The following is a 24,512-nucleotide window of genomic DNA, read 5'->3' as shown; positions in this document are numbered from 1 at the left end:
TGCGGGAAGCCCTGAAGTGGGCGTGATCGGCCGCTTTACCCTGAGCCTGCTGCGCTGGGGCCTGGGGTGCTGCGCCGCATTGCTGGTTCTGGCTGCGCTGTATGTCAGTCTGGGGCGTGAACTCGTACCGCTGGTCGCCGAATACCGGTTGGAACTGGAGGATCGGGCTAGCGAGGCGCTGGGCATGCCGCTGCGCATCGGTCGTCTGGAGGGACGCTGGCAGGGCTTCGCTCCGCTGCTGGTGGCGCATGATGTGCAGCTCGGTGAGGAAGGCGAGGGCCTCAGCCTGGAGCGTGTGCAACTGATGCCGGACATGCTGGGCAGCCTGCTGCAATGGCAGCCTCGCATCGCCCATCTGCAATTCGACGGCCTGCAACTGAACCTGCAGGAAGACGAAGAGGGCGCCTGGCACCTGCAGGGCTTGCCGCAGCGCAACAGCCCCGAGCTGGATGTCGCCAAGGTGCTGGAGCAGGCACGTGTGCTGCACCGGGTCAGCCTGCTCGACAGCCGTGTCGTGCTGCAGCCGCATGACGGTGAACCGCTGCTGCTCAGCTACGTCAATCTGAGCCTGCGTTATGGCGCCAATAGTCAGCGTCTGGACGGCCGCCTGCTGCTGCCGGACGGCCAACCGGTTGCCCTGCTTCTGCGTACCCGGATGCAGCCGCAGACCTGGCGTGAAGCCAAATCGGAGCTGTACCTGAGCCTGCCACAGAGTGATTGGGCTACCTGGTTGCCACAACGTCTGCTCGGCGATTGGCAGTTGCAGCGCCTGCAAGCAGGCGGTGAGCTCTGGCTCGAGGGGCAAGGGTTGGCCCTGCGCAAGGGCGCTCTGCGTCTGCATGCGCCCGAGCTGATTGGTGGTCAGGCCAGGCGCGAGGCCGTGACGCTGAAGGATCTGGCTTTCAATGCCTATTTCAGCCAGGACGACCAAGGTGTACGCGCACAGATCGACTCACTGGCGCTGACTCATGGCGAGCAGCGTATCGGTGAAGTGCACATGACCCTGGCGCAGAAGGATCGGGAGAGTGCCGACGAGCGCTGGGCGCTAACGGCCGATCGCCTCGATCTGGACGCCTGGGCACCGCTGGTTGAGGCATTGGCGCCGATGCCGGAGCGGGCCCGTGAGGTTCTGGTGGCGCTGGCGCCGGTCGGCGCAGTGAGCAATCTGTTGCTCGACTATTACCCGCAGCGCGAAGGCGCCGAGCGCCTGCAGTTCGCCGCCAACCTGACCAAGGTGGGGATTCAGGCCTATCACGGTGCTCCGGCGGCGGAGAACGTCAGTGGCAGTGTGTCCGGCAATATGTTTCAGGGTGAGCTACGCCTGAATACCGAAGATTTTGCCCTGCACCTGGATCAGCTGTTCCCCGAACCCTGGCGCTACCGTCATGCCCAGGCGCGACTGAGCTGGGCGTGGAATGAAGAAGGGTTGACCCTGGTCAGCCCCTACATGCGTCTGGATGGCGAAGAAGGGCAGATTGCCGGCGACATGCTCATCCGCCTGCTGCGCGATCCCGAGGCCGAGGACTACATGGACTTGCGCGTGGGCCTGCGCGATGGTGACGCGGCCTACACCGAGAAGTATCTGCCGAGCCGCTCGCCGGGTATGAGTGCCGAACTCGACCACTGGCTGAAGATCGCGATCCATGCTGGCCAGGTCGAGGAGGGCTATTTCCAGTATCAGGGCTCGCTGAACAAGGGCGCGCCTCTCGGTGCGCGCAGTCTCAGCCTGTTCTTCCTGGTCAAGGACGCCGAGCTGGCCTTCCAGCCAGGTTGGCCGTCGCTGCGCGAGGGGCGTGGCGAGGTGCTGATCGAGGACGATGCCGTGCGTGTGCGTCTCAAGCAGGGCCGCCTGCTGGATAGCCAGGTCAATGACGTCACCGCGACCATCCCACTGTTGCACGATGGCAAACCGCCGCGACTGCAACTCGATGGCGAGGTGCAAAGCAGCCTCGGTGATGCCATCAAGCTGTTGCAGGAAGCACCCTTGGGCACCGGTGAGATCTTCGCCGGTTGGCAGGGGGAAGGCCCTCTGAGCGGGCGCCTGCAACTGGATATCCCGCTGCAGAAAGGGCAGAAACCGGGTGTCGTGGTGGATTTCGCCACCGAGGGCGCCAACCTCAAACTGGCCAATCCTGACCTGCAATTGAATCAAGTGCAGGGCGCGTTTCGTTTCGACAGCGCCACCGGCCTGAGCGCTCCGGATGTGCGGGCGCAGGTATTCGGTCGTCAGGTACGCGGCAAGATCAGCGCCGAGGGGGCACGTGGGCGCGCACGCACATTGTTCGATCTGAACGGCCAGGTTCAGGTCGATACGCTCAGCCAGTGGCTGGGTGGCCCGCAGAGCTTGCCAGTCAGTGGGCTGTTGCCTTATCGCCTGCGTCTGACTCTTGATGGTGATGACAGTCAGTTGCGCGTCGACTCCAACCTGAACGGCGTCGCCATCGACCTGCCAGCACCCTTCGGCAAGGCAGCGACGCAGGAGCGTCAGGCCTACTGGCGCATGACTCTCTCCGGGCGTGAACGTCGTTATTGGGCCGACTATGGCGATGTGGCCAGCCTGAGTCTGGCAGCGCCTGCCGCGGCTCTGGCTGATGGGCGTGGCGAAGTGGTGCTGGGTGGTGGCGCAGCCGGGCTGCCACCCGGACAGGGCCTGCGTGTGCGCGGGCGTCTCGATGAACTGGATCTGGACGCCTGGCAGCAGGCTGGCAAGAGCCACAAGGTCAGCGTCGATGCCGACAGCCAGCGTCTGTTCAGAGGCGGCCAGCTCGAGATCGGGCGCTTCCGCGGTTTTGGCCAGCAGGTCGAGCAGGTAAATGTGGGGCTGGCCCGCGAAGGCCAGGCCTGGGCACTGCAGCTCGACAGTGCGCTGGCCGCCGGGCGGGTGGTGGTGGCTGACGCCGAGGGTGTGCCGATTCGTGTCGACCTGCAGCATGTACGACTGCCTGCGCCTGATCCGGACGCCGAAAAGTCAGCCGATGCGCCCGATCCGTTGGCTGATTTCGACCCCCGCCAGATTCCACCGCTGGATATTCGTATCGAGCGCGTGCAGCGCGGCGACAAGGTGCTCGGCGCCTGGTCGCTGAAAGTGCGTCCGGAGGCGCAGGGCGTGCGTTTCGACGAGCTCGATCTCGACCTGCAAGGGCTCAGGATCGGTGGCTCTGCTGGCTGGTCTGGTGATCCTGGCAATACCCGTAGTTGGTACAAGGGGCGTTTGCAGGGCAAGGATCTGGGCGAGGTACTCAAGGCCTGGGGCTATGCGCCCAGCGTGACCAGCGAGAGCTTCCGCCTGGATGCTGACGGCAACTGGCCGGGTTCACCGGCGTGGTTCTCGCTCAAACGCTTCAGTGGCAATCTCGACCCTTCGCTGCGCAACGGTCAGTTCGTCGAGGTGCAGGGCTCGGCCCAGGCGCTGCGGGTGTTCGGGGTGCTCAACTTCAACTCCATCGGTCGCCGGCTGCGTCTGGACTTCTCCGACCTGCTAGGCAAGGGCCTGAGCTACGACCGGGTCAAAGGCAACCTGCAGGCCACCAATGGTTTGCTCGTCACCAATGAGCCGATCACCATGACCGGGCCTTCGAGCAACCTCGAGCTCAAGGGCAATCTCGATGTGCGCAACGAGCGGGTCGATGCCAAGCTACTGGTTACTCTGCCGGTGACCAACAACCTGCCCTTGGCGGCGCTGATCGTCGGTGCTCCTGCCATCGGTGGTGCGTTGTTCGTCGTCGACAAGCTGCTCGGCGACAGGGTGGCGCGTTTTGCCAGCGTGCAGTACGACGTCAAGGGCTCGATGCAGGATCCGGAGATCAGCTTCGACAAACCCTTCGAAAAACCGCAATGACGTGGCGACATGGCGTAGCCTGTGCAGAACGCTACCAATGAGGTGTCCATGAATCTCGCCGTCATTCAGATGGTCAGCCAGGATGATGTGCAGACCAATCTCAGGCTGGCTCGGCGCATGCTGGAGCGTGCCGCCCAGGGCGGTGCGCGCCTGGCCGTGCTGCCGGAAAACTTCGCCGCAATGGGGCGCCGTGACCTGGCGGCCATCGGCCGGGCCGAGGCGCTGGGCGAAGGGCCAATCCTGCCCTGGTTGAAACAGGCCGCGCGCGACCTCAGCTTATGGATAGTGGCGGGTACCTTGCCGCTGCCGCCTGACGATGATGCCGAGGGCAAGCCGCGGGCCTGTTCCTTGCTGATAGACGAGCAGGGTGAGCGCGCTGCGCGTTATGACAAGCTGCATCTGTTCGATGTGGACGTGAGCGACAATCGAGGTCGCTACCGTGAGTCCGATGATTTCGCGCATGGTGAGCGCGTGGTGGTGGCCGATACCCCGGTCGGGCGTTTGGGCCTGACGGTGTGCTACGACCTGCGTTTTCCCGAGTTGTACTCGGCGTTGCGCCAGGCGGGCGCCGAGCTGATCAGTGCGCCGTCAGCCTTCACCGGCGTTACCGGCGCCGCGCACTGGCAGGTGCTGATTCGTGCGCGCGCCATCGAAACTCAGTGCTACCTGCTGGCGGCCGGACAGGGCGGAGAGCACCCAGGGTCACGGCAGACTTTTGGCCATTCGGCCATCGTCGACCCCTGGGGTGTGGTACTGGCCGAGCAGGATCAGGGCGAGACCGTTTTGCTGGCCTCACGCGATGCCGCTGAGCAGGCGGCGATTCGCCAACGCATGCCGGTGCAGCAGCACCGCCGATTCTTTCCATCGGACGTAGCACGTCCGATCGTTGTGGAGTGACCATGAATACGATGTTGCAATCCGTCAGCGAGCATCTGCTCGCCCCCGGTAACCTGACGCTGGACAGTCTCGCTTCTGTCTTGGGCGAGGTCGCCGGCCCGGGAATCGATGCAGCCGATCTGTATTTCCAGAGTCAGGTTTCGGAGACCTGGGCGCTTGAAGACGGCATCGTCAAGGAAGGCAGCTTCAACCTCGACCAAGGTGTCGGGGTGCGTGCGCAGTCCGGTGAGAAGACCGGCTTCGCCTACAGCAACGCGATCAGCCTCGATGCATTGGGCCAGGCCGCCCGTGCCGCGCGCTCGATTTCCCGTGCTGGCCAGCAGGGCCGCGTGCAGGCCTTCGTCAGCCCGCAGGTGACCCAGTTGTATGCCGAAGGCAATCCGCTGGACGTCATGAGCCGCGCCGAGAAGGTCGAGTTGCTGCAGCGCATCGACCGCGCCACGCGTGCCTTGGATCCGCGTATCAAACAGGTGACTGTGAGCCTGGCCGGGGTCTGGGATCGCATCCTGGTCGCCGCTCATGACGGCAGCCTGAGTGCCGATATCCGCCCGCTGGTGCGCTTCAACGTCAGCGTCATCGTCGAGCAGAACGGTCGTCGCGAGCGCGGTGGTCACGGCGGTGGTGGGCGAACCGACTACCGCTATTTTCTCGATGAAGACCGGGCCATGGGCTACGCCCGTGAAGCGCTGCGCCAGGCGTTGGTCAACCTGGAGGCCATCCCGGCGCCAGCCGGCACGCTGCCGGTGGTGATGGGGGCCGGCTGGTCCGGCGTGCTGTTGCACGAAGCCGTTGGCCATGGCCTGGAAGGCGACTTCAACCGCAAGGGCAGTTCGGCCTACAGCGGCAAGGTGGGTGAGAGGGTCGCTTCCAGTCTGTGCACCATCGTCGATGACGGCACCCTGGCTGGGCGCCGCGGCTCGCTCAGCGTCGATGACGAAGGCACGCCGACCCAGTGCACCACGCTAATCGAGAATGGCGTGCTCAAAGGCTACATGCAGGACAAGCTCAACGCCCGCCTGATGGGCGTGGCCGCTACCGGTAACGGTCGTCGTGAATCCTACGCGCACCTGCCGATGCCGCGCATGACCAACACCTACATGCTGGCGGGCGAGAGCGACCCGGAAGAGATCATCCGCTCGGTGAAGAAGGGCATCTACTGCGCCAATCTCGGTGGCGGTCAGGTCGATATCACCAGTGGCAAGTTCGTGTTCTCCACCAGCGAGGCCTACCTGATCGAGGACGGCAAGATCACCGCGCCGGTCAAGGGCGCGACACTGATCGGCAATGGCCCGGAGGCGATGAGCAAAGTATCGATGGTCGGTAACGACCTGGCTCTGGACAGTGGTGTCGGTACTTGCGGCAAGGACGGCCAGTCGGTGCCGGTTGGCGTCGGCCAGCCGACGTTGAAGATCGATGCGATCACCGTCGGTGGTACGGGAGCCTGATGCTGGAGGCGCTGTTCAGCTTCGTGTTCGAAGTGGTGCTGTACGGCAAGGGCTACTGGACGTTACGGCTGGTGTCCGCGGGGCGGATCCAGCCAAGGCGCTGGAATGACAGCCTGGTCGCACTGGTCGGTTTACTGGTCACGTTGGCCTGGTGCGTGCCACTGCTGCTGTGGCTGGCAAGCTCGAGGTGAGTGCGTGGACGCATCCCCCCGAGCTGGTTCAACGCAAGCCGCGCTGGATTTCGTCGAGCTCGCGGATGTACTTGAACACCTTGCGCGCAGCGGCTGGTGGTTTGTTATGCGCCGCTTCGTGCTGGGCATGACGGATCAGTCCACGGAGATGCTGGCGGTCGGCGTCCGGGTAGAGCTCGACGAGGCTTTCCAGGGCGCTGTCGCCTTCGCTGATCAGGCGGTCACGCCAGCGCTCGAGGGCATGGAAGCGTTCGTTGTATTCGCGAGTGGAGCTGTCTACCTGGTCGAGCATGGCAAGGATCGCGTCGACATCCTGTTCACGCATCAACTTGCCGATGAACTGGATATGACGTTTGCGCGCGGCGTTGGCGGTATGTTTCGGCGCTTCGGCGAGGGCGCGGCGCAGGGCATCGGTCAGCGGCATCTTGGCCAGCAGATCAGCTTTGAGCGTGGTCAATCGCTCGCCGAGCTCCTGCAGGGCATGCAGTTCGCGTTTGACCTGGGATTTGCTCTTCTCCAGGGAGAAGTCGTCGTAGGAATCAGACATGGGGTGGGTCCAAAGGGAAACGCCGCCATGATAGCAGTAACCGTGACTGCCGGCCTGTGGGCGGGCAGTCGAGAGCGAGCCATTGGCGTTCGCGACAAGAGAATCGGGAGAGGTTATGAGTGAAGTAGAACGGATCGGGCCGCAGGCTTTGCCAGCGCTGCAGCAACAGGTCGAGGCGATTCTCGCCGAGGCTGCTCGTCAGGGCGCCAGCGCCTGTGAAGTGGCCGTTTCTGCTGGCCAGGGCCTGTCTACCACGGTGCGCCAGGGCGAGGTAGAAACCGTCGAGTTCAATCGCGACCAGGGCTTTGGCATCACCCTCTACGTGGGGCAGCGCAAGGGTTCTGCGAGTACTTCGGCGACGGGGGAGGCTGCCATTCGCGAGACGGTGGCGGCTGCGCTGGCCATTGCCAAGCATGCCAGCGAAGACGAGTGCGCGGGTCTGGCCGATGCTGCGCTGATGGCGCGCGAGTTGCCGGAGCTGGATCTCTATCACCCCTGGTCGATTACCCCGGAACAAGCCGTAGAACAGGCGCTGGCTTGTGAGGCGGCGGCATTCGCAGCTGATCAGCGGATCAAGAATGCCGATGGCACCAGCCTCAATACGCACCAGGGCTGCCGCATCTATGGCAATAGCCACGGTTTCATCGGTGGCTACGCCTGCACCCGTCACAGCCTGAGTTGCGTGATGATCGCCGAGGGTGAAGGGCAGATGCAGCGTGACTACTGGTATGACGTCAATCGCCAGGGCGAATTGTTGGCCGATGCTGCGGACATCGGTCAGCGCGCGGCAGTGCGTGCGGTCAGCCGTCTCGGCGCGCGCCCGGTGCCGACCTGCGAAGTGCCGGTGCTGTTCGCCGCGGAGCTTGCCGGTGGGTTGTTCAGCCACCTGCTGGCGGCCATTTCCGGTGGCAACCTGTATCGCCATTCTTCCTTTCTCGAAGGTGCGCTCGGTCAGCGTCTGTTCCCTGAGTGGTTGAGTCTCGATGAGCGTCCGCATCTGCCGCGAGCCCTGGGTAGTGCAACCTTCGATGGCGACGGCCTGGCCACTTATGCCAAACCGTTCGTCGAGAAGGGTGAGCTGGTTTCCTACGTGCTCGGCACCTATTCCGGGCGCAAGCTGGGGCTGCCGAGCACGGCCAACTCCGGTGGTGTGCACAACCTGTTCGTGACCCATGGCGACGAAGACCAGCAGGCGCTGATACGCCGAATGGGCCGAGGACTGCTGGTGACCGAACTGATGGGGCAGGGGCTGAATCTGGTGACTGGCGATTATTCGCGAGGGGCGGCTGGCTTCTGGGTCGAGAACGGTGAAATCCAGTTCCCGGTGCAGGAGGTGACCATCGCCGGCAACCTGCGCGACATGTTCCGCCAGATCGTCGCGGTCGGCCGTGACCTGGAACGTCGCGGCAACATCTGCACCGGCTCGGTACTGATCGAGAAGATGACTGTCGCCGGGAGTTGAGTCCCGCTGAAATCAGATAAGCATGGCCGTTCGGGCCATGCTTGTCTGTCATCCCCAGAGGCTGTGAGTCGCTCTCTGTGGGAAAGTCCACATAGATTCTGTATTGATTATTTTTCTCAAAAGAGAATAAATATCATTACATGATCAGGTGGATGTCCATGCTCTATCCCTTCTTCACACCTTGCGTGAACTGCTGGCACTGGCAGGGCTTTCTCGTGCGCTGCGCACTGCGTCCCGATGAACCGCGCCTGCTCGAGTTCCACGAGTGGCACGCCCGGCAACTGTTGGATCGTGGCCTGCTGGATGCCTGGCGCGCCTCGCGCATCACGCTCGAATTGTTGCTCGACACTGCCTGTGACCCGGCATTGCCCTGGCATTGGCGCACCCTCTGCCTGGATCGCGCCTACCGACCTCTGCGAGTCATGCAGCAACAGGCACACGACCTCCCCCGTCAGCGCAGCCTGAACGTGCTGCTCAATCGCCTGGCGACGCTGCGCCTGGAACCCTCCCTCTCATTCAACGAACCGGCACAAGGACATCCCTATGAATGACACCCGCATCGAACGCGACAGCATGGGCGAACTGGAGGTGCCGGGCGCGGCGCTGTATGGCGCGCAGACCCAGCGAGCGGTCAACAATTTCCCGGTATCCGGGCAGCGCATGCCGGCACCCTTCATCCGTGCGTTGATTCTGGTCAAAGCCGCTGCCGCCCGGGCCAACGTCGAATTGCAGCAGATCGAGCCGGCCATGGGCGATGCCATCGTCGGTGCCTGCCAGCAACTGCTCGACGGTGACTTCATGGCGCATTTCCCGGTCGACGTGTTCCAGACCGGCTCCGGTACCAGCTCCAACATGAACGCCAACGAGGTGATCGCTACGCTGGCCAGCCGCATTCTCGGTAGTCCGGTCAGCGCCAACGATCATGTTAATTGTGGGCAAAGCAGTAACGACATCATCCCTACCACCATCCATGCCAGTGCTGCCATCGAGTTGCATGAGCGTTTGCTGCCGGCGCTCGGTCATCTGCTCAAGGTGCTGTGCGAGAAATCGCTGGAGGTGCAGCCTTACGTCAAGACTGGCCGTACCCACCTGATGGATGCCATGCCGGTACGCATGAGCCAGGTGCTGGACGGCTGGGGGCAGCAGATTCAGGCCAACATCGAGCACCTGCGTGCGCTACAGCCCAGCCTGCAGGCGCTGGCGCAGGGCGGTACCGCGGTTGGTACCGGGGTCAATGCCCATCCGCGTTTTGCCGAACAGTTCTGCCGGGAGTTGAGTGGTCTGAGCGGTGTGCCGTTCACCTCCGGCAGCAACTTCTTCGCGCTGATCGGTTCGCAGGACACTGCCGTTGCGGTTTCCGGGCAGCTCAAGACCACTGCTGTGTCGCTGATGAAGATCGCCAATGACCTGCGCTGGATGAACTCGGGGCCTTTGGCGGGGCTGGCCGAGATCGAGCTGGAAGCGCTGCAGCCTGGCTCGTCGATTATGCCGGGCAAGGTCAATCCGGTCATCCCCGAAGCGGCGGCCATGGTCGCTGCGCAGGTGATCGGCAACGACTCAGCCATCGCCATCGCCGGGCAGTCCGGCAACTTCGAGCTGAACGTGATGCTGCCGCTGATCGCTGACAACCTGCTGTACAGCATGCAGCTGCTGACCAATGTCAGCCATCTACTGGCCGACCGCGCCATCGCCAGTTTCAAGGTCAACCAGCCCAAGCTCAAGGAAGCGCTGGAGCGCAACCCGATCCTGGTCACGGCGCTTAACCCGATCATCGGCTATCTCAAGGCCGCCGAGATCGCCAAGCAGGCCTACCGCGAAGGGCGGCCGATCATCGAGGTGGCACTGGAGCACACCGATCTGTCGCGGGCGCAGCTCGAGCAACTGCTGAATCCGGAAAAACTCACCGAAGGCGGCCTCTGAGCCGTTTTCCCTTCAGTTCCGGTCATGTCGCTGGGGTGCTTTGCCCATCTCGAACGCGCGATAGCAGGCGCTTTCGAGATGGGCTCGGCATGCCGCATGGCGTGGCTCGGTTCCTATCAGGAGGTCTGTCATGGAGCACTGGAAAACCATCATCGAAACGGGCAATCGCTGTTTCTCCCAGGGCGATTGGGTGCAGGCTCGCGAGCTTTATCTGCAGGCCCTGGCTGAGGCGCAGGTGATGTTCGGGCGCTGGTCCGATCACAACATGGCGGTTGCCGCCTTCGTCATTTCGCACCACAACCTGGCCGACCTGCATCTGACACTGGGTCAGCCGGAGGAGGCTGCGGAGAACCTCTGTGCAAGCCATGAGCGCCTTCTGCAGACCCTGGCCGACATGCAGCAGCCGCAGGCCCTGCGTGAGGTTGCCCTGCATCACAGCCGTCGCACCTACCTGGAGCTGTTGCAGTTCATCAGCGAGCACGGTGCCTTTCCGCGTACCGATCGTCTGCTTGGCGCCTCGCAGCGTCATGCCTGGCAGCGCCCAGCGAACAATCAGGCCAGTCATGGCCGCCACTACCACTGAAGGAGACCGCTCATGCCTCATAGCCTGCCAGTACTGCCATACGCCTACGATGCTCTGGAGCCGCACATCGATGCGCAGACCATGGAAATCCACTACAGCAAGCATCATCAAACGTATATCAACAACCTGAATGCAGCACTGGAGGGAACGCCCTACGCCGAGGTGCCGGTCGAGGAACTGCTCGGTCAGTTGAGCGCCTTGCCGCAGAGCCTGCATGCGGCACTGATCAACCAGGGTGGCGGGCACGCCAACCACAGCCTGTTCTGGACGGTGATGTCGCCCGGCGGTGGCGGGCTCCCAGCGGGTGAACTGGCGGCGGCTATCGATGCCGAACTAGGTGGGTTCGCGGCTTTCAAGGATTTGTTCACCAAGGCTGCACTGACCCGCTTCGGTAGCGGCTGGGCCTGGCTCAGCGTGACGCCGGAGAAGAAGCTGGTAGTGGAAAGCAGTGCCAATCAGGACAGCCCGCTGATGCATGGCAATACGCCGATTCTCGGTCTCGATGTCTGGGAGCATGCCTACTACCTGCGTTATCAGAACCGCCGGCCGGAATACATCGGCGCGTTCTTCAATGTAATCGAATGGCGTGAAGTGGCGCGCCGATATCGACAGGCCCTGAGCTGAACAGGCGGATTGTGAACAGGATGCGAACCTTGCTGACGTCCTTGCCCGACCTCCATGGCCGGGTTTTTCGCTATCTGCTCGGTGGCGCGATTCTGCTGTGCGGCGGCTTGTTGTTGCTCATCCAGGCGCTCGTAATGCTCGACCAGAACGCGCAGCCTGAACTGTTGCGGGCGCTGCGTGGTGGCCTGCTATGCGCAACAGGGACTGCTCTCGGTGCCTTGCCGGTGTTGTTCATGGGCGAGTTGTCTGAGCGTTGGCACGGCCGGTTGCTGGGCTTCGGCGGGGGTGTGATGCTCGCAGCGACAGTGTTTTCGCTGTTGGTACCTGCGCTCGAGGTCGCCGGCGAGCAGGGCTTCAGTCCCTGGAGTGCGGGCATGCTCACCAGTATCGGTGTGTTGCTGGGGGCTGCGGCGCTGTTGGGGCTGGGACGACTGCTGGCGCAGCGACAGCGTCACGACGAGTCTGATCGAGCGCAGGACGGCCTGGCCTCCGGGGTTTTGCTGTTCGTCATTGCCATCATGCTGCACAACGTGCCCGAAGGCATGGCCGTTGGCGTAGCGGCAGGGGCGGGACTGAGTGGCGCCGATAGTTTGGCTATCGGCATCGCCCTGCAGGACGTACCGGAGGGGCTGATCGTCGCCCTGGTGCTGGCCAGCGCGGGAATGGGGCGGGGCCAGGCAGTCCTGATCGGTGCAGCGTCAGGCCTGGTGGAACCTGTGTTCGCCGTGCTCTGCGCCTGGCTGGTAGGTGTGTCGCACGTGCTGCTGCCATGGGGCTTGGCGCTGGCTGCCGGGGCCATGCTGTTCGCCGTGATCCACGAGATCATTCCCGAAGCTCATGCCAATGGACACCGCGCCGATGCCAGTCTGGCTGTGGCGGCCGGCTTTTGTCTGATGATGGTGCTGGATACCGCGTTGGTGTAGGCGATTGCCATCAGAACGGGGAGGATGTGCGTATTGCGCGCCAGGCGGCGCTACTCGCCTTCGTCGAAGTAGTTTTCGATCAGCCCGATCAGCGCATCCATCGCCTCTTGCTCCTGGGCACCTTCGGTATGCAGGTGTACTGGCGTGCCTTTGCCGGCGGCGAGCATCATGACCGCCATGATGCTCTTGCCATCCACCAGGCTTTCTGGGGCGCGCCCTATACGCACCTGGCATGGATAGGTGCTCGCAACGCCGACGAACTTGGCCGCCGCGCGGGCATGCAGGCCGAGCTTGTTGATGATGGTGATTTCACGGGCTGGCATCGCGGCTGTGGTTCCTTAACTGAGGTCGCGGTGACGAACCTGGACGTTTTGCAATGACTGTTTCAGGGCCTCGCTCAGGCGGCTTGCCAGGTAGACCGAGCGGTGATGGCCTCCCGTGCAGCCAATGGCGATAGTCACGTAGGCGCGGTTACTGGCAGCGAAACGCGGCAGCCACTTGTCCAGGTAGGCGTGGATATCCTGGTACATCTCCTCCACTTCCGGCTGTGCGGCGAGGTAGTCGATGACCGGTTGATCGAGCCCGGAAAAATCCCGCAGCTCGGGTTTCCAGTAGGGGTTGGGCAGGCAACGCGCATCGAATACCAGATCGGCGTCTACCGGCATGCCGCGTTTGAAACCGAAGGATTCGACGAGAAAGGCGGTGCCCGTCTGGGTCTGGCCGAGCAGGCGCAATTTTAGCGTATCGCGTAGCTGGTAGAGGTTCAGGCGGGTGGTGTCGATCTTCAGGTCGGCACGATCGGTGATCGGCGCCAGCAACTGGCTTTCGTAGGCGATGGCTTCGGCCAATGAGCGATTGTCATTGGTCAGTGGGTGGCGACGGCGGGTTTCCGAGAAACGCTTGAGCAGGGTCTCGTCTTCGGCATCCAGGTACAGCACGTCGCAGCGAATGTTGCGTTTGCGTACTTCATCGAGCAGTTCGGGGAAGCGGCGCAACTGGCTCAGCAGGTTACGCGCATCGATGGAGACCGCGACCTGCGGCAGCAGCATGTCGCTATGCGGGAGAAAACGTTCGGCTAGATCCGGTAGCAGACCGGCCGGCAGGTTGTCGATGCAGTAAAAGCCATTGTCCTCGAGTACATCGAGGGCGGTGCTCTTGCCCGAGCCGGAGCGACCGCTGACGATGATCAGGCGCATGCTCATTGACCGTTCTGAATCTCGACTATCAGTCGATAGAGTTCTTCGCCGCTTGGTGCCTGGCGCAGGCGTTCACAGACCTGCTGGCTTTCGAGCATGCCGGCGATCTGGCGTAGCAGTTCGAGGTGAGCGTCGGTTGCCGCCTGCGGTACCAGCAGGACGAACAGTAGATCGACCGGGGCGCCATCGATGGCGTCGAAGTCCACGGCCGTTTCCAGGTGCAGCACTGCGCTGATCGGTGCGTCGCAACCCTCCAGGCGGCAGTGAGGAATGGCAATGCCGTTGCCGAAGCCAGTGGAACCGAGCTTTTCGCGGGCAATCAGGCTTTCGAAGATATCCTGGGCATCCAGGTCTGACAGGTCGCGCGCGATCAGGTTGGCGATCTGTTCGAGCACGCGCTTTTTGCTGCCGCCCGGCGCGTTCACTAGGGAACGGCCGGGGGTCAGGATGTTTTCAAGTCGGATCATGAAGGATGGATGTTAGCGGGCTGTGGCGCCTTGCAGGCGGTCGAGCTGCTTTTCCTTGTGCTTGATGAGTTGGCGGTCGAGCTTATCGGCCAGCAGGTCGATAGCTGCATACATGTCCGAGTGCTCGGCGTTGGCGACGACTTCGCCGCCAGCGATGTGCAGGGTGGCTTCGATCTTTTGCTTGAGCTTTTCGACCTCCATGGTCACCTGAACGTTGGTGATCTTGTCGAAGTGACGTTCCAGTCGGCCGAGTTTCTCGCCGATATAGTCACGCAGGGCGTCGGTCACATCCAGCTGATGTCCACTGATGTTGACTTGCATACCGCTTTCTCCTTGTTGCCTTGTGTAAGAGACGGATTCCATGAGAATCCGCCACCGGAACACGTTGGCTTGGAGGCATGTCGCCCCCTTGGCCTACATCAGTCGCTTGCGTTCGCTGGAGGGCGCTATACCGAGGGATTCACGGTATTTGGCAACCGTCCTGCGGGCGACTTGGATGCCTTGTGCCTCCAGTAAACCAGCGATCTTGCTGTCGCTCAACGGCTTTTTCGCGTTTTCTGCTGCAACCAGTTTTTTGATGATCGCGCGTATCGCGGTGGACGAGCATTCACCGCCTTCGGAGGTGCTGACGTGGCTGGAGAAGAAATATTTCAGCTCGTAAATACCACGCGGGGTATGCATGAATTTCTGCGTGGTAACGCGTGAAATGGTCGACTCGTGCATGCCTACCGCTTCGGCGATGTCATGCAGTACCAGCGGTTTCATCGCCTCGTCGCCGTAGTCTAGGAAGCCGCGCTGGTGCTCGACGATCTGCGTGGCGACCTTCATCAGGGTTTCGTTGCGGCTCTGCAGACTCTTGATGAACCAGCGTGCTTCCTGCAGCTGGTTGCGCATGAAGGTGTTGTCGGCGCTGGAGTCGGCGCGTTTGACGAAGCCGGCATACTGCGGGTTGACGCGCAGGCGTGGCATGGCTTCCTGATTCAGCTCAACCAGCCAGCGGTCGTTGTGCTTGCGCACGATGACGTCCGGCACGACGTATTCCGGTTCGCTGGATTCGATCTGCGAACCCGGACGCGGGTTGAGGCGCTGGATCAGGTCGATGACCTGCTTGAGCTCGTCTTCCTTGAGCTTCATGCGGCGCAGCAGCTGGGCATAGTCACGGCTGCCGAGCACTTCCAGGTAGTCGCTGACGACACGCTGGGTTTCGTTCAGCCACGGGGTGTTGGCAGGCAACTGGCGCAGTTGCAGCAGCAGGCACTCGCGCAGGTCGCGGGCACCGATGCCCGCTGGTTCGAACTGCTGGATGCGGTGCAGCACCACTTCCACTTCATCGAGCTCGATATCCAGTTCGGGGTCGAATGATTCGGTGACTTCCTCGAGGGTTTCCTCCAGATAGCCATCGTTGTTGATGCAGTCGATCAGGGTGGCAGCGATCAGCCGATCCTTGTCCGACATGGGCGCCAGGTTGAGTTGCCAGAGCAGGTGGCTCTGCAGGCTTTCACCGCTGGAGGTGCGGGTGGTGAAATCCCACTCATCGTCGTCATTGCTCGGCAGGCTGCTGGCGCTGGTCTGGTAGACGTCTTCCCAGGCCGTATCGACCGGCAACTCATTGGGAATGCGCTCGCCCCATTCGCCTTCCTCCAGGTTATCTACCGTTGGAGTGGTTTCCTGATAGCTCTCTTCTTTGCTCTGAGGGCTGGGAGTGGCGCTTTCGGCGCCATCGGCCATCGGGTCGCTGTTGTCGAAATCGTCGCCGTCTTCCTGGCGCTCGAGCATGGGGTTGGACTCCAGCGCCTCCTGGATTTCCTGCTGCAGATCCAGGGTGGACAGTTGGAGGAGGCGGATAGCCTGTTGCAGCTGCGGGGTCATCGTCAGCTGCTGGCCCATCTTGAGGACTAGCGATGGTTTCATTGCAGACCTTAATTTACCGGCGAGTTACGCCTTCCACATCAGGGCGCCGAAGCGCCGCCAGGAAGCAAATTATATGCCTGATGTTCTCGATTTTGCCTAGGGGGTGCCATATTTCTGTAGTGAAATATCCGCAGGCCTACAGGCGGAACTCGTGCCCCAGGTAAACCTCTTTCACCGTCTGGTTGGCGAGGATGGTCTCGGCATCGCCTTCGGCGATCAGCTGACCGTCGTTGACGATGTAAGCCGTTTCGCAGATATCCAGGGTTTCGCGCACATTGTGATCGGTGATCAGGATGCCGATACCCTTGGTCTTGAGGTGGTGGATTATCTGCTTGATGTCGCCCACGGAGATCGGGTCGACGCCGGCGAAGGGTTCGTCGAGCAGGATGAACTTGGGGTTGGTCGCCAGGGCGCGGGCGATTTCCACGCGGCGGCGTTCACCGCCGGACAGGCTCATGCCAAGGCTGTCGGCGATGTGGTGGATGTGGAATTCCTGCAGCAGGCTTTCCAGCTCCGTCTGACGGCCGGCGCGATCAAGATCCTTGCGTGTCTCGAGAATGGCCATGATGTTGTCGGCCACCGAGAGCTTGCGGAAGATCGAGGCTTCCTGGGGTAGATAACCGATACCAGCACGAGCGCGGCCGTGCATCGGTTGATGGCTGACATCGAGGTCGTCGATCAGTACGCGGCCCTGATCGGCGCGCACCAGGCCGACGATCATGTAGAAGCATGTGGTCTTGCCGGCGCCGTTGGGGCCGAGCAGGCCGACGATCTGGCCGCTTTCGATGCTCAGGCTGACGTCGCGCACGACCTGGCGGCTTTTGTAGCTTTTAGCCAGGTGTTGGGCTTTGAGTATGGCCATTACTGCTGCTGATCCGCGGGTTTGTTCTTCGGTTGGATGACCATGTCGATGCGCGGGCGCGGCGTGCCGACATTGGTGCCAGTGGCGCGGCCAGCGTTGACGATCTGGCGGCGGGTGTCGTAGACGATCTTCTCGCCTTCGAAGGTATTGCCTTCCTGGATCACCTTGGCCTGGTCGATCAGTACGATGCGCTCATTGCTGGCGAAATACTGGATGGTGCGGCCATAGGCCTTGACGATGTCCTTGTCCACGGCGGGCTTCTGCTCGTAGTAGGCGAGATTGCCCACCGAGGTGAAGACGTCGATGTCACCACTGTTGGTCTGGGTGATGGTCACGGTATCGCCGGTGATCTTCAGGGTGCCCTGAGTGATGATCACGTCGCCGCGATAGACAGCTACACCTTGCTTGTCATCCAGTTCGGCACTGTCGGCCTGGATGCGGATTGGCTGGTCGCGATCCGATGGCAGAGCCCAGGCAGCCGCGCTTCCCAATGCGGCGCCGAGGCTGAGAATCAGGGGGAGGGTATTAACGAACCTCATGCTGGCCTCTTACGTTGGACGGCAGGATCATCCGGCCGTCATTCAAGTACGCTTTCATTCCTTGTGCCGTGGTCACCCCGTTGGCGGCCTCGATTCTAACGGCTTGCTCGGTCTGCGCATATTCCTTGTCAGGAATCACGGTCATGCGGCTGCTGGTGATGACCGTCGGGCGACCCTTGGCATCGGTGCGGGCGATGCGTACGTCGTCGATCAGCTCTACTTCGACACCGCCAGGAGAAACCTCGGCGCGCTGACTGGTGACCTTCCAAGGCAGCTCGGTGCCGCGGTACAGATCCAGTTTGGGTGTGTCGATCAAGGTGATGTCGGTGCTTTTGATGTGCTCGAGCTTATCGGCGGTCATGCGGTAGTGCAGCTTGCCGTCATCCTGATACTGCACGGTGTGTGCACCAAGGACGTAGAAGTCCACGGCATCGTCATCACTGGCCTGTTGAGTCTGTCGGGCGCTGTCTGGTGCGATGTTCCAGTAGCCGAGCGCCGCCACGGCGCCAGCGATCAGAACGAAGATCAGGGTGTTGAGGGCTTTACGCAGCATGCTGTGCTCTACAGGTAAGCGGCTTGGGCCGCATCCAGCGTGCCTTGGGCACGCATGATCAGTTCGCAGAATTCCCGTGCCGCACCGTCACCGCCACGAGCCTGGGTCACGCCGTGGGCGTGCTGGCGGACGAAGCTGTCGGCGCTGGCTACGGCCATGCCCAATCCGACCCGGCGAATAACTGGAAGATCCGGCAGGTCGTCGCCGAGATAGGCGACCTGCTCATAGCTTAGGCCGAGTTCGGCAAGCAGGCCGTCGAGAACGACGAGCTTGTCTTCGCGGCCCTGGAACAGGTGCTGGATGCCGAGGTTGTTGGCACGGCGCTCGACTACGGGTGTCTTGCGGCCGCTGATGATGGCGGTGCGTACGCCCGAGCCGATCAGCATCTTGATGCCATGGCCGTCGAGGGTGTTGAACGTCTTGAATTCGCTGCCGTCTTCGAGAAAGTACAGGCGACCATCGGTGAGTACGCCATCGACATCGAAGATAGCCAGTTTGACAGCACGGGCGCGTTGCAGAAGGTCGTTCATCACATTACCCCTGCGCGCAGCAGATCGCCGAGGTTGAAGGCACCGACAGGGTAATCATCGCCGTCGACCACCACCAGCGCGCTGATCTTGTTGTCTTCCATGATCTTCAAAGCCTCGGCGGCGAGCATTTCGGCGTGAACGGTCTTGCCATGAGGCGTCATCACTTCATCGATCTGCGCATGGCGTACATCGATACCCTTGTCCAGTGCGCGGCGCAGGTCACCGTCGGTGAATATTCCGGCCAGGTGACCGTCGCTCTCTATGACGGTGGTCATGCCCAGGCCTTTCTGGGTCATCTCCAGCAACGCGTCCCGCAGGCTGGTTCCGCGTTTGACCTGGGGCAGGCTTTCGCCACTGTGCATGACGTTCTCTACCTTGAGCAGCAAGCGACGGCCCAGTGCTCCGCCTGGGTGAGAGAAGGCGAAGTCTTCGGCGGTAAAGCCGCGGGCTTCAAGCAGGGCAATGGCAAGCGCGTCACCGAGAACCAGGCTGGCAGTCGTCGAGGACGTCGGGGCCAGGTTCAGCGGACAGGCTTCCTCGGAGACGCGGGCATCGAGATTGACCTCGGCGGCCTTGGCCAGCGTCGACTCGGGGTTGCCGGTCATGCTGATCAGACGGATTCCCAGGCGCTTGATCAGTGGTAGCAGGGTGACGATTTCGGCGGTTGTGCCGGAATTGGACAGGGCCAGGACGATGTCATCCTTGGTGATCATGCCCATGTCGCCATGACTGGCCTCGGCGGGGTGAACGAAGAAGGCCGTGGTGCCGGTACTGGCAAGCGTTGCGGCGATCTTGTTGCCGATATGGCCCGACTTGCCCATGCCAACCACAACTACACGCCCCTTGCAGCTCAGGATCAACTCGCATGCCTTGACGAAATCCGCGTTGATACGGGGCAAAAGCTCCTGCACCGCTTCGATTTCGAGGCGGATGGTGCGTTGGGCGGAGGCAATCAGGTCGCGAGTCTGGTTCATTGAGCTGAGCTGTTAGGCGAAAAAAGACGGGGATTATAACGAGAAAAGACGGCAGTGCTCACCTTTGCTGAGTCGCTCCAGTGATGAAGCTGTCGCAAGTCTGAACGCTGCGATGGGCCGCTATTGGGCGGCATGTCCAGCAAATGCTATAGTCCGCGGCCATTTCGGCCCTCTACTGGTGCGTGTCCTCGCTTGTGGAGGCGGCGTCTGCCAGGATGGCCTGATTTTCAAGGAGTTCAGATGAGCGCCGAGCACGAGTACGCGATCGAGTTGCAGGGCGTCAGTTTTCAGCGTGGCGCGCGGGCGATTTTCGACCAGGTCGACATCCGCATTCCGCGCGGCAAGGTGACCGGCATCATGGGGCCTTCCGGCTGCGGTAAGACCACCTTGCTGCGCCTGATCGCTGCCGAGTTGCGACCTTTGGCAGGTAACGTTCTGGTCAATGGCGTCAACCTGCCGCAATTGTCGCGCGACGCGTTGTTCGACATGCGCAAGCAAATGGGCGTGTTGTTCCAGAGCGGTGCGCTGTTCACCGATCTCGATGTGTTCGAGAACGTCGCCTTCCCCTTGCGCGTACACACTCAACTGCCTGAAGAAATGATTCGTGACATTGTCCTGCTCAAACTGCAGGCGGTGGGCTTGCGTGGTGCCATCGAACTGATGCCCGATGAGTTGTCAGGCGGCATGAAGCGTCGCGTGGCGTTGGCGCGGGCGATTGCCCTGGATCCGCAGATTCTGCTGTATGACGAGCCGTTCGTCGGCCAGGATCCGATTGCCATGGGGGTTCTGGTGCGGCTGATTCGCCTGCTCAACGACGCGCTGGGGATCACCAGCGTGGTGGTGTCACATGACCTGGCAGAAACTGCCAGCATTGCCGACTACATCTATGTCGTCGGGGATGCGCAGGTGTTGGGGCAAGGCACGCCTGCCGAGCTGATGGAGTCGGATAACCCGCGCATTCGCCAGTTCATGAAAGGTATACCGGATGGCCCGGTGCCTTTCCATTTTCCGGCGCCTGACTACCGCGAAGATCTGTTGGGGAGAGGTTGATGCGCAGAATTTCACCGCTCGAACGGCTACGTCTGTTCGGTCGTGCGGGTATCGATGTGGTGGCGACGCTGGGGCGCTCGGTGCTGTTCCTGGTGAGGGCGCTGTTCGGCCGCAGCCGTGCCGGCAAGCCACTGCAACTGCTGATCAAGCAGTTGTTCGCCGTCGGGGTCATGTCGTTGGCGATCATCGTCGTTTCCGGCATCTTCATCGGCATGGTGCTGGCGTTGCAGGGCTACAACATCCTAGTCAGCTACGGCTCCGAGCAGGCGGTCGGGCAGATGGTCGCGCTGACCCTGTTACGTGAGCTCGGCCCGGTGGTGACCGCGCTGCTGTTCGCCGGTCGTGCCGGTTCGGCGCTGACGGCCGAGATCGGCAACATGAAGTCCACCGAGCAGCTTTCCAGCCTGGAAATGATTGGTGTCGACCCGCTCAAGTACATCGTTGCGCCACGTTTGTGGGCGGGCTTCATTTCCATGCCGCTGCTGTCGATGATCTTCTGCGTGGTCGGCATCTGGGGGGGCGCCATGGTCGCGGTCGACTGGCTGGGCGTCTACGAAGGCTCGTTCTGGGCCAATATGCAGAACAGTGTTTCCTTCTACGACGATGTGCTCAACGGGATCATCAAGAGCGTCGTCTTCGCCTTCGTGGTGACCTGGATCGCCGTGTTCCAGGGCTATGACTGCGAGCCTACATCCGAAGGCATCAGCCGTGCGACCACGCGCACCGTGGTGTATGCCTCGCTGGCCGTGCTTGGCCTGGATTTCATTCTGACCGCTTTGATGTTTGGAGACTTCTGATGCAAAACCGCACGCTGGAGATTGGTGTCGGCCTGTTTCTCATGGCCGGTGTGCTGGCCCTGCTGCTGTTGGCCCTGCGCGTCAGTGGCCTGAGCGTCGGCAGCGCTGGCGATACTTACAAGGTCTACGCCTATTTCGACAACATCGCCGGGCTGACCGTGCGCTCCAAGGTGACCATGGCCGGAGTGACGATTGGCAAGGTCACGGCCATCGACCTGGATCGCGACAGCTACATGGGGCGGGTGACCCTGGAGCTCGATGGTAGCGTCAATAACCTGCCTGATGATTCCACTGCGTCGATCCTGACTGCGGGTCTGCTTGGCGAAAAATACATCGGCATCAGCGTCGGTGGTGACGAGGAGGTGCTCAAGGACGGCAGTACCATCCACGACACGCAGTCCTCGCTGGTGCTGGAAGACCTGATTGGCAAATTCCTGCTCAATTCGGTCAATAAAGATGAAGCCAATTGATGAGGGCTCCTGACATGTTCAAGACCGTGCGTAACTCCCTGCTGGCGCTCCTGGCCACCATGCCGCTGCTGGCCATGGCCGCGCCGAGCGCCCATGAAGTGGTGCAGCAGACCACCGATACCCTGCTGGCTGACCTCAAGGCCAACAAGGATCGCTACCGCAGCGACCCCAATGCCTTTTACGACTCGCTCAACGAGATTCTCGGCCCGGTGGTCGATGTCGATGGCATCGCCCGCGGCGTGATGACCGTGCGTTATTCGCGCCAGGCCTCGCCCGAGCAGATGACGCGCTTTCAGGAGAATTTCAAGCGCAGCCTGATGCAGTTCTACGGCAACGCCCTGCTTGAGTACAACAACCAGGACATTCGCGTGCTGTCGGGCAGTGGCAAGGCGGAGGGTGATCGTACTTCGGTCGGCATGGAGATCCGTGACGGCAAGGGCGCCGTCTATCCGCTGTCCTACACCATGGTGTCGATCGATGGCACCTGGAAGCTGCGTAACGTGGTGATCAACGGCATCAACATCGGCAAGCTGTTCCGTGACCAGTTCGCCCAGTCGATGCAGAGCAATCGCAACGATCTGGACAAGGTCATCGATACCTGGGCCGATACCGTGGCCAGGGCGCGTCAGGCTCGGGGCGAGTCGTGAGCCGGGCGAGCATCACCGAGCGCGCGCCTGGGCAGTTGCAGCTCGCTGGCGTGCTGGATTACAGCACCGGCCCGTTGCTGCGTGAACAGGGGGCGCGGCTGATTGCCGCCAGCCGTATGACGCGTCTGGCGCTCGACTGCAGCGCTGTGGAAAAGTCCAGCAGCGTTGGTCTGGCGTTGCTGCTGGCGTTCACGCGGGATGCGCACAAGGCTGGGCGGGAACTGTCGATCAGTGCGTTGCCCGAAGACATGCGCCAAATTGCCCAGGTCAGTGGTTTGCTGGACGTGTTGCCGCTGGAATCACCTCAAGAACGAAGAGAGTAGTGCGTGCTCGCGAAGCAGTACGCCGCAGGTATTCCAATGGAACCCTGCATGACAAAGCGGACGTTCGCCTCGCTCCTGAGTCTGCCCTAGCGTCGATGTGTCGATTTTTCCTGGTGTTCCGTCAGCGCCGCTATGTACGGGGTTCGCAGGCGGGGGGCTTTTTTGTATGATGGCCGACCCGCGGGCTCAGGTGCCCGAATGCGTCAGTCGAGGTCGAGCATGCAGGCTGCAGAAGTAAAAAGCCTCCTAGAGGAAAAACTACCGAATACCCAGGTGGAAGTCGAAGGCGAAGGCTGCAACTTCCAGCTCAACCTGATCAGCGACGAACTGGCAGCTTTGAGTCCAGTCAAAAGATCTCAGATGGCTCTTGCTCCCTTGAGCCACTTGATCGCTGACGGCACCATTCACGCAGTAACTCCGAAATTCTTCAGCCGGGCCGATTGGGCCGCGCGCTCCTGAGCCTGCGGGCGACGAGATTCCTATGGATAAACTGATCATTACCGGCGGCGCTCGCCTCGATGGCGAAATCCGCATTTCCGGTGCGAAGAACTCTGCCCTGCCGATTCTTGCAGCGACATTGCTGGGCGATGCGCCTGTCACCATCTGCAACCTGCCGCACCTGCACGACATCACCACCATGATCGAGCTGTTCGGTCGTATGGGCATCGAGCCGGTGATCGACGAGAAGCTGGCGGTGGAAGTGGATGCGCGTGCGATCAAGACTCTGGTCGCACCTTACGAACTGGTCAAGACCATGCGCGCTTCGATCCTGGTACTCGGCCCGATGGTCGCTCGCTTCGGTGAAGCCGAAGTGGCGCTGCCTGGCGGTTGCGCCATCGGTTCGCGCCCGGTCGATCTGCACATCCGTGGCCTTGAAGCCATGGGTGCGATCATCGATGTCGAGGGCGGCTACATCAAGGCCAAAGCCCCGGAAGGCGGTCTGCGCGGCGCGCACTTCTTCTTCGACGTGGTCAGTGTGACCGGTACCGAGAACATCATGATGGCTGCTGCCCTGGCCAAGGGACGCTCCGTTCTGGAAAACGCCGCGCGCGAGCCTGAGGTCGTCGATCTGGCCAACTGCCTGATCGCCATGGGTGCGAAGATCCAGGGCGCTGGTACCGACACCATCATCATCGACGGCGTCGAGCGTCTGCACGGTGCTCGCTTCAACGTCATGCCGGATCGTATCGAGACCGGTACCTATCTGGTTGCTGCTGCCGTCACCGGTGGTCGGGTCAAGCTGAAGGACGTCGACCCGAGCACGTTGGAAGCCGTTCTGGTCAAGCTTCAGGAAGCAGGTGCTGAAATCACCACCGGCCCTGACTGGATCGAACTGGACATGAAGGGCAAGCGTCCCAAGGCCGTCAACCTGCGTACTGCTCCCTATCCGGCGTTCCCCACTGACATGCAGGCGCAGTTCATCGCGCTGAACGCCATTGCCGAGGGCACTGGTACCATCATCGAGACCGTTTTCGAAAACCGTTTCATGCACGTCTACGAAATGCTGCGCATGGGCGCCAACATCCTGGTCGAAGGCAACACCGCCATCGTTACCGGCGTGGAAAAGCTCAAGGGGGCCCCGGTCATGGCGACCGATCTGCGTGCCTCCGCCAGCCTGGTGCTGGCGGCGCTGGTGGCCGAGGGCGACACCCTGATCGACCGCATCTACCACATCGACCGTGGTTACGAGTGCATCGAAGAGAAGCTGCAGCTGCTCGGCGCCAAGATTCGCCGTGTGCCGGGCTGATTACCTGCGTTCGTTG

At 61.9% G+C, this 24,512-nt stretch carries 28 protein-coding genes; 17 read left to right on the top strand and 11 right to left on the bottom strand.

Annotated features, from left to right (window positions below):
* Positions 1-16 precede the first annotated feature (16 nt).
* From C7A17_RS05905 to C7A17_RS05890, 4 genes are read left to right on the top strand one after another with little or no spacing between them, the layout of a single operon-like run.
* Positions 17-3,838, top strand: a complete 3,822-nt coding sequence (locus C7A17_RS05905) for a YhdP family protein (protein WP_106737142.1) — start codon at positions 17-19, stop codon at positions 3,836-3,838.
* A 48-nt stretch (positions 3,839-3,886) separates the two neighbouring features.
* Positions 3,887-4,735, top strand: coding sequence for a carbon-nitrogen hydrolase family protein (locus C7A17_RS05900; protein WP_106737141.1), 849 nt, complete (start codon positions 3,887-3,889; stop codon positions 4,733-4,735).
* Positions 4,736-4,737: 2 nt separating this feature from the next.
* Positions 4,738-6,180: a metalloprotease TldD gene (tldD, locus tag C7A17_RS05895; RefSeq protein ID WP_106737140.1), complete on the top strand. Its 1,443-nt coding sequence runs from the start codon at positions 4,738-4,740 to the stop codon at positions 6,178-6,180.
* Positions 6,180-6,371: a hypothetical protein gene (locus C7A17_RS05890; RefSeq protein WP_106737139.1), complete on the top strand. Its 192-nt coding sequence runs from the start codon at positions 6,180-6,182 to the stop codon at positions 6,369-6,371. Before tldD ends, C7A17_RS05890 begins: the two co-directional genes overlap by 1 nt.
* Positions 6,372-6,399: 28 nt before the next feature.
* Here the strand turns inward: C7A17_RS05890 and yjgA are convergent, their stop codons facing one another.
* Positions 6,400-6,918 carry a ribosome biogenesis factor YjgA gene (yjgA, locus tag C7A17_RS05885; protein WP_106737138.1) on the bottom strand — a complete coding sequence of 173 codons (519 nt, stop codon included), beginning with the start codon at positions 6,916-6,918 and terminating at the stop codon, positions 6,400-6,402.
* Positions 6,919-7,033: 115 nt separating this feature from the next.
* On the opposite strand from yjgA, the gene pmbA reads away from it, so the two are divergent.
* From pmbA to C7A17_RS05855, 6 genes are all read left to right on the top strand, one after another.
* A complete protein-coding gene (pmbA, locus tag C7A17_RS05880) occupies positions 7,034-8,380 on the top strand; it encodes a metalloprotease PmbA (RefSeq protein WP_106737137.1) in 1,347 nt (448 codons plus the stop codon).
* 158 nt (positions 8,381-8,538) lie between these two features.
* Complete coding sequence (locus C7A17_RS27055; protein ID WP_234035892.1) at positions 8,539-8,931, top strand: FagA protein; 393 nt, start codon at positions 8,539-8,541, stop codon at positions 8,929-8,931.
* Complete coding sequence (locus C7A17_RS05870; RefSeq protein WP_106737136.1) at positions 8,924-10,300, top strand: class II fumarate hydratase; 1,377 nt, start codon at positions 8,924-8,926, stop codon at positions 10,298-10,300. Before C7A17_RS27055 ends, C7A17_RS05870 begins: the two co-directional genes overlap by 8 nt.
* A 130-nt stretch (positions 10,301-10,430) precedes the next feature.
* Positions 10,431-10,883: a hypothetical protein gene (locus tag C7A17_RS05865; protein WP_234035891.1), complete on the top strand. Its 453-nt coding sequence runs from the start codon at positions 10,431-10,433 to the stop codon at positions 10,881-10,883.
* Between the two features lie 12 nt (positions 10,884-10,895).
* Positions 10,896-11,507: a superoxide dismutase gene (locus C7A17_RS05860; protein ID WP_106737135.1), complete on the top strand. Its 612-nt coding sequence runs from the start codon at positions 10,896-10,898 to the stop codon at positions 11,505-11,507.
* Positions 11,508-11,527: 20 nt separating this feature from the next.
* Positions 11,528-12,430 carry a ZIP family metal transporter gene (locus C7A17_RS05855; RefSeq protein ID WP_106737134.1) on the top strand — a complete coding sequence of 301 codons (903 nt, stop codon included), beginning with the start codon at positions 11,528-11,530 and terminating at the stop codon, positions 12,428-12,430.
* A gap of 50 nt (positions 12,431-12,480) precedes the next feature.
* On the opposite strand, the gene C7A17_RS05850 is transcribed toward C7A17_RS05855, so the two are convergent.
* The 10 genes from C7A17_RS05850 to C7A17_RS05805 all read right to left on the bottom strand — a co-directional run bounded on the left by C7A17_RS05850 (position 12,481) and on the right by C7A17_RS05805 (position 19,462).
* Entirely contained in the window at positions 12,481-12,753 is a 273-nt protein-coding gene (locus tag C7A17_RS05850) for an HPr family phosphocarrier protein (protein WP_106737133.1), read from the bottom strand.
* Positions 12,754-12,768: 15 nt separating this feature from the next.
* Positions 12,769-13,626 carry an RNase adapter RapZ gene (gene rapZ / locus C7A17_RS05845; RefSeq protein WP_106737132.1) on the bottom strand — a complete coding sequence of 286 codons (858 nt, stop codon included), beginning with the start codon at positions 13,624-13,626 and terminating at the stop codon, positions 12,769-12,771.
* A gap of 2 nt (positions 13,627-13,628) precedes the next feature.
* A complete protein-coding gene (gene ptsN, locus C7A17_RS05840) occupies positions 13,629-14,093 on the bottom strand; it encodes a PTS IIA-like nitrogen regulatory protein PtsN (RefSeq protein ID WP_106737131.1) in 465 nt (154 codons plus the stop codon).
* Between the two features lie 12 nt (positions 14,094-14,105).
* The gene (hpf, locus tag C7A17_RS05835) at positions 14,106-14,414 is read right to left on the bottom strand and encodes a ribosome hibernation-promoting factor, HPF/YfiA family (RefSeq protein ID WP_106737130.1); all 309 of its coding nucleotides are present in this window, start codon (positions 14,412-14,414) and stop codon (positions 14,106-14,108) included.
* A gap of 93 nt (positions 14,415-14,507) precedes the next feature.
* Positions 14,508-16,004, bottom strand: coding sequence for an RNA polymerase factor sigma-54 (locus tag C7A17_RS05830; RefSeq protein ID WP_106737129.1), 1,497 nt, complete (start codon positions 16,002-16,004; stop codon positions 14,508-14,510).
* A gap of 136 nt (positions 16,005-16,140) precedes the next feature.
* Positions 16,141-16,866, bottom strand: coding sequence for an LPS export ABC transporter ATP-binding protein (lptB, locus tag C7A17_RS05825; RefSeq protein WP_106737128.1), 726 nt, complete (start codon positions 16,864-16,866; stop codon positions 16,141-16,143).
* The gene (lptA, locus tag C7A17_RS05820) at positions 16,866-17,405 is read right to left on the bottom strand and encodes a lipopolysaccharide transport periplasmic protein LptA (protein WP_106737127.1); all 540 of its coding nucleotides are present in this window, start codon (positions 17,403-17,405) and stop codon (positions 16,866-16,868) included. The genes lptB and lptA overlap by 1 nt, the downstream gene beginning before the upstream one ends.
* Positions 17,392-17,958, bottom strand: coding sequence for an LPS export ABC transporter periplasmic protein LptC (lptC, locus tag C7A17_RS05815; RefSeq protein ID WP_106737126.1), 567 nt, complete (start codon positions 17,956-17,958; stop codon positions 17,392-17,394). The genes lptA and lptC overlap by 14 nt, the downstream gene beginning before the upstream one ends.
* 8 nt (positions 17,959-17,966) lie before the next feature.
* On the bottom strand, positions 17,967-18,488 hold the full coding sequence (locus tag C7A17_RS05810; protein ID WP_106737125.1) for a KdsC family phosphatase: 522 nt from the start codon (positions 18,486-18,488) through the stop codon (positions 17,967-17,969).
* The gene (locus C7A17_RS05805; RefSeq protein ID WP_106737124.1) at positions 18,488-19,462 is read right to left on the bottom strand and encodes a KpsF/GutQ family sugar-phosphate isomerase; all 975 of its coding nucleotides are present in this window, start codon (positions 19,460-19,462) and stop codon (positions 18,488-18,490) included. The genes C7A17_RS05810 and C7A17_RS05805 overlap by 1 nt, the downstream gene beginning before the upstream one ends.
* Positions 19,463-19,702: 240 nt before the next feature.
* On the opposite strand from C7A17_RS05805, the gene C7A17_RS05800 reads away from it, so the two are divergent.
* From C7A17_RS05800 to murA, 7 genes are all read left to right on the top strand, one after another.
* Positions 19,703-20,512, top strand: coding sequence for an ATP-binding cassette domain-containing protein (locus C7A17_RS05800; protein ID WP_106737123.1), 810 nt, complete (start codon positions 19,703-19,705; stop codon positions 20,510-20,512).
* Positions 20,512-21,309, top strand: coding sequence for a lipid asymmetry maintenance ABC transporter permease subunit MlaE (gene mlaE / locus C7A17_RS05795; RefSeq protein ID WP_106737122.1), 798 nt, complete (start codon positions 20,512-20,514; stop codon positions 21,307-21,309). The genes C7A17_RS05800 and mlaE overlap by 1 nt, the downstream gene beginning before the upstream one ends.
* Positions 21,309-21,779 (top strand): outer membrane lipid asymmetry maintenance protein MlaD, encoded by a 471-nt coding sequence (mlaD, locus tag C7A17_RS05790; RefSeq protein WP_106737121.1) that lies wholly within the window; start codon positions 21,309-21,311, stop codon positions 21,777-21,779. Before mlaE ends, mlaD begins: the two co-directional genes overlap by 1 nt.
* A 14-nt stretch (positions 21,780-21,793) precedes the next feature.
* Positions 21,794-22,426: an MlaC/ttg2D family ABC transporter substrate-binding protein gene (locus tag C7A17_RS05785; protein ID WP_106737120.1), complete on the top strand. Its 633-nt coding sequence runs from the start codon at positions 21,794-21,796 to the stop codon at positions 22,424-22,426.
* The gene (locus C7A17_RS05780; protein WP_106737119.1) at positions 22,423-22,749 is read left to right on the top strand and encodes an STAS domain-containing protein; all 327 of its coding nucleotides are present in this window, start codon (positions 22,423-22,425) and stop codon (positions 22,747-22,749) included. The genes C7A17_RS05785 and C7A17_RS05780 overlap by 4 nt, the downstream gene beginning before the upstream one ends.
* Before the next feature lie 219 nt (positions 22,750-22,968).
* Positions 22,969-23,208, top strand: coding sequence for a BolA family protein (locus C7A17_RS05775; RefSeq protein WP_106742767.1), 240 nt, complete (start codon positions 22,969-22,971; stop codon positions 23,206-23,208).
* 22 nt (positions 23,209-23,230) lie between these two features.
* The gene (murA, locus tag C7A17_RS05770) at positions 23,231-24,496 is read left to right on the top strand and encodes a UDP-N-acetylglucosamine 1-carboxyvinyltransferase (RefSeq protein ID WP_106737118.1); all 1,266 of its coding nucleotides are present in this window, start codon (positions 23,231-23,233) and stop codon (positions 24,494-24,496) included.
* Positions 24,497-24,512 lie beyond the last annotated feature (16 nt).

The sequence above is a fragment of the Pseudomonas mendocina genome, from assembly GCF_003008615.1.
Lineage (GTDB): Bacteria > Pseudomonadota > Gammaproteobacteria > Pseudomonadales > Pseudomonadaceae > Aquipseudomonas > Aquipseudomonas mendocina_C.
The sequence above is the reverse complement of the archived record's forward strand: the minus strand, read 5'-3'. Positions and strand labels throughout refer to the sequence as shown.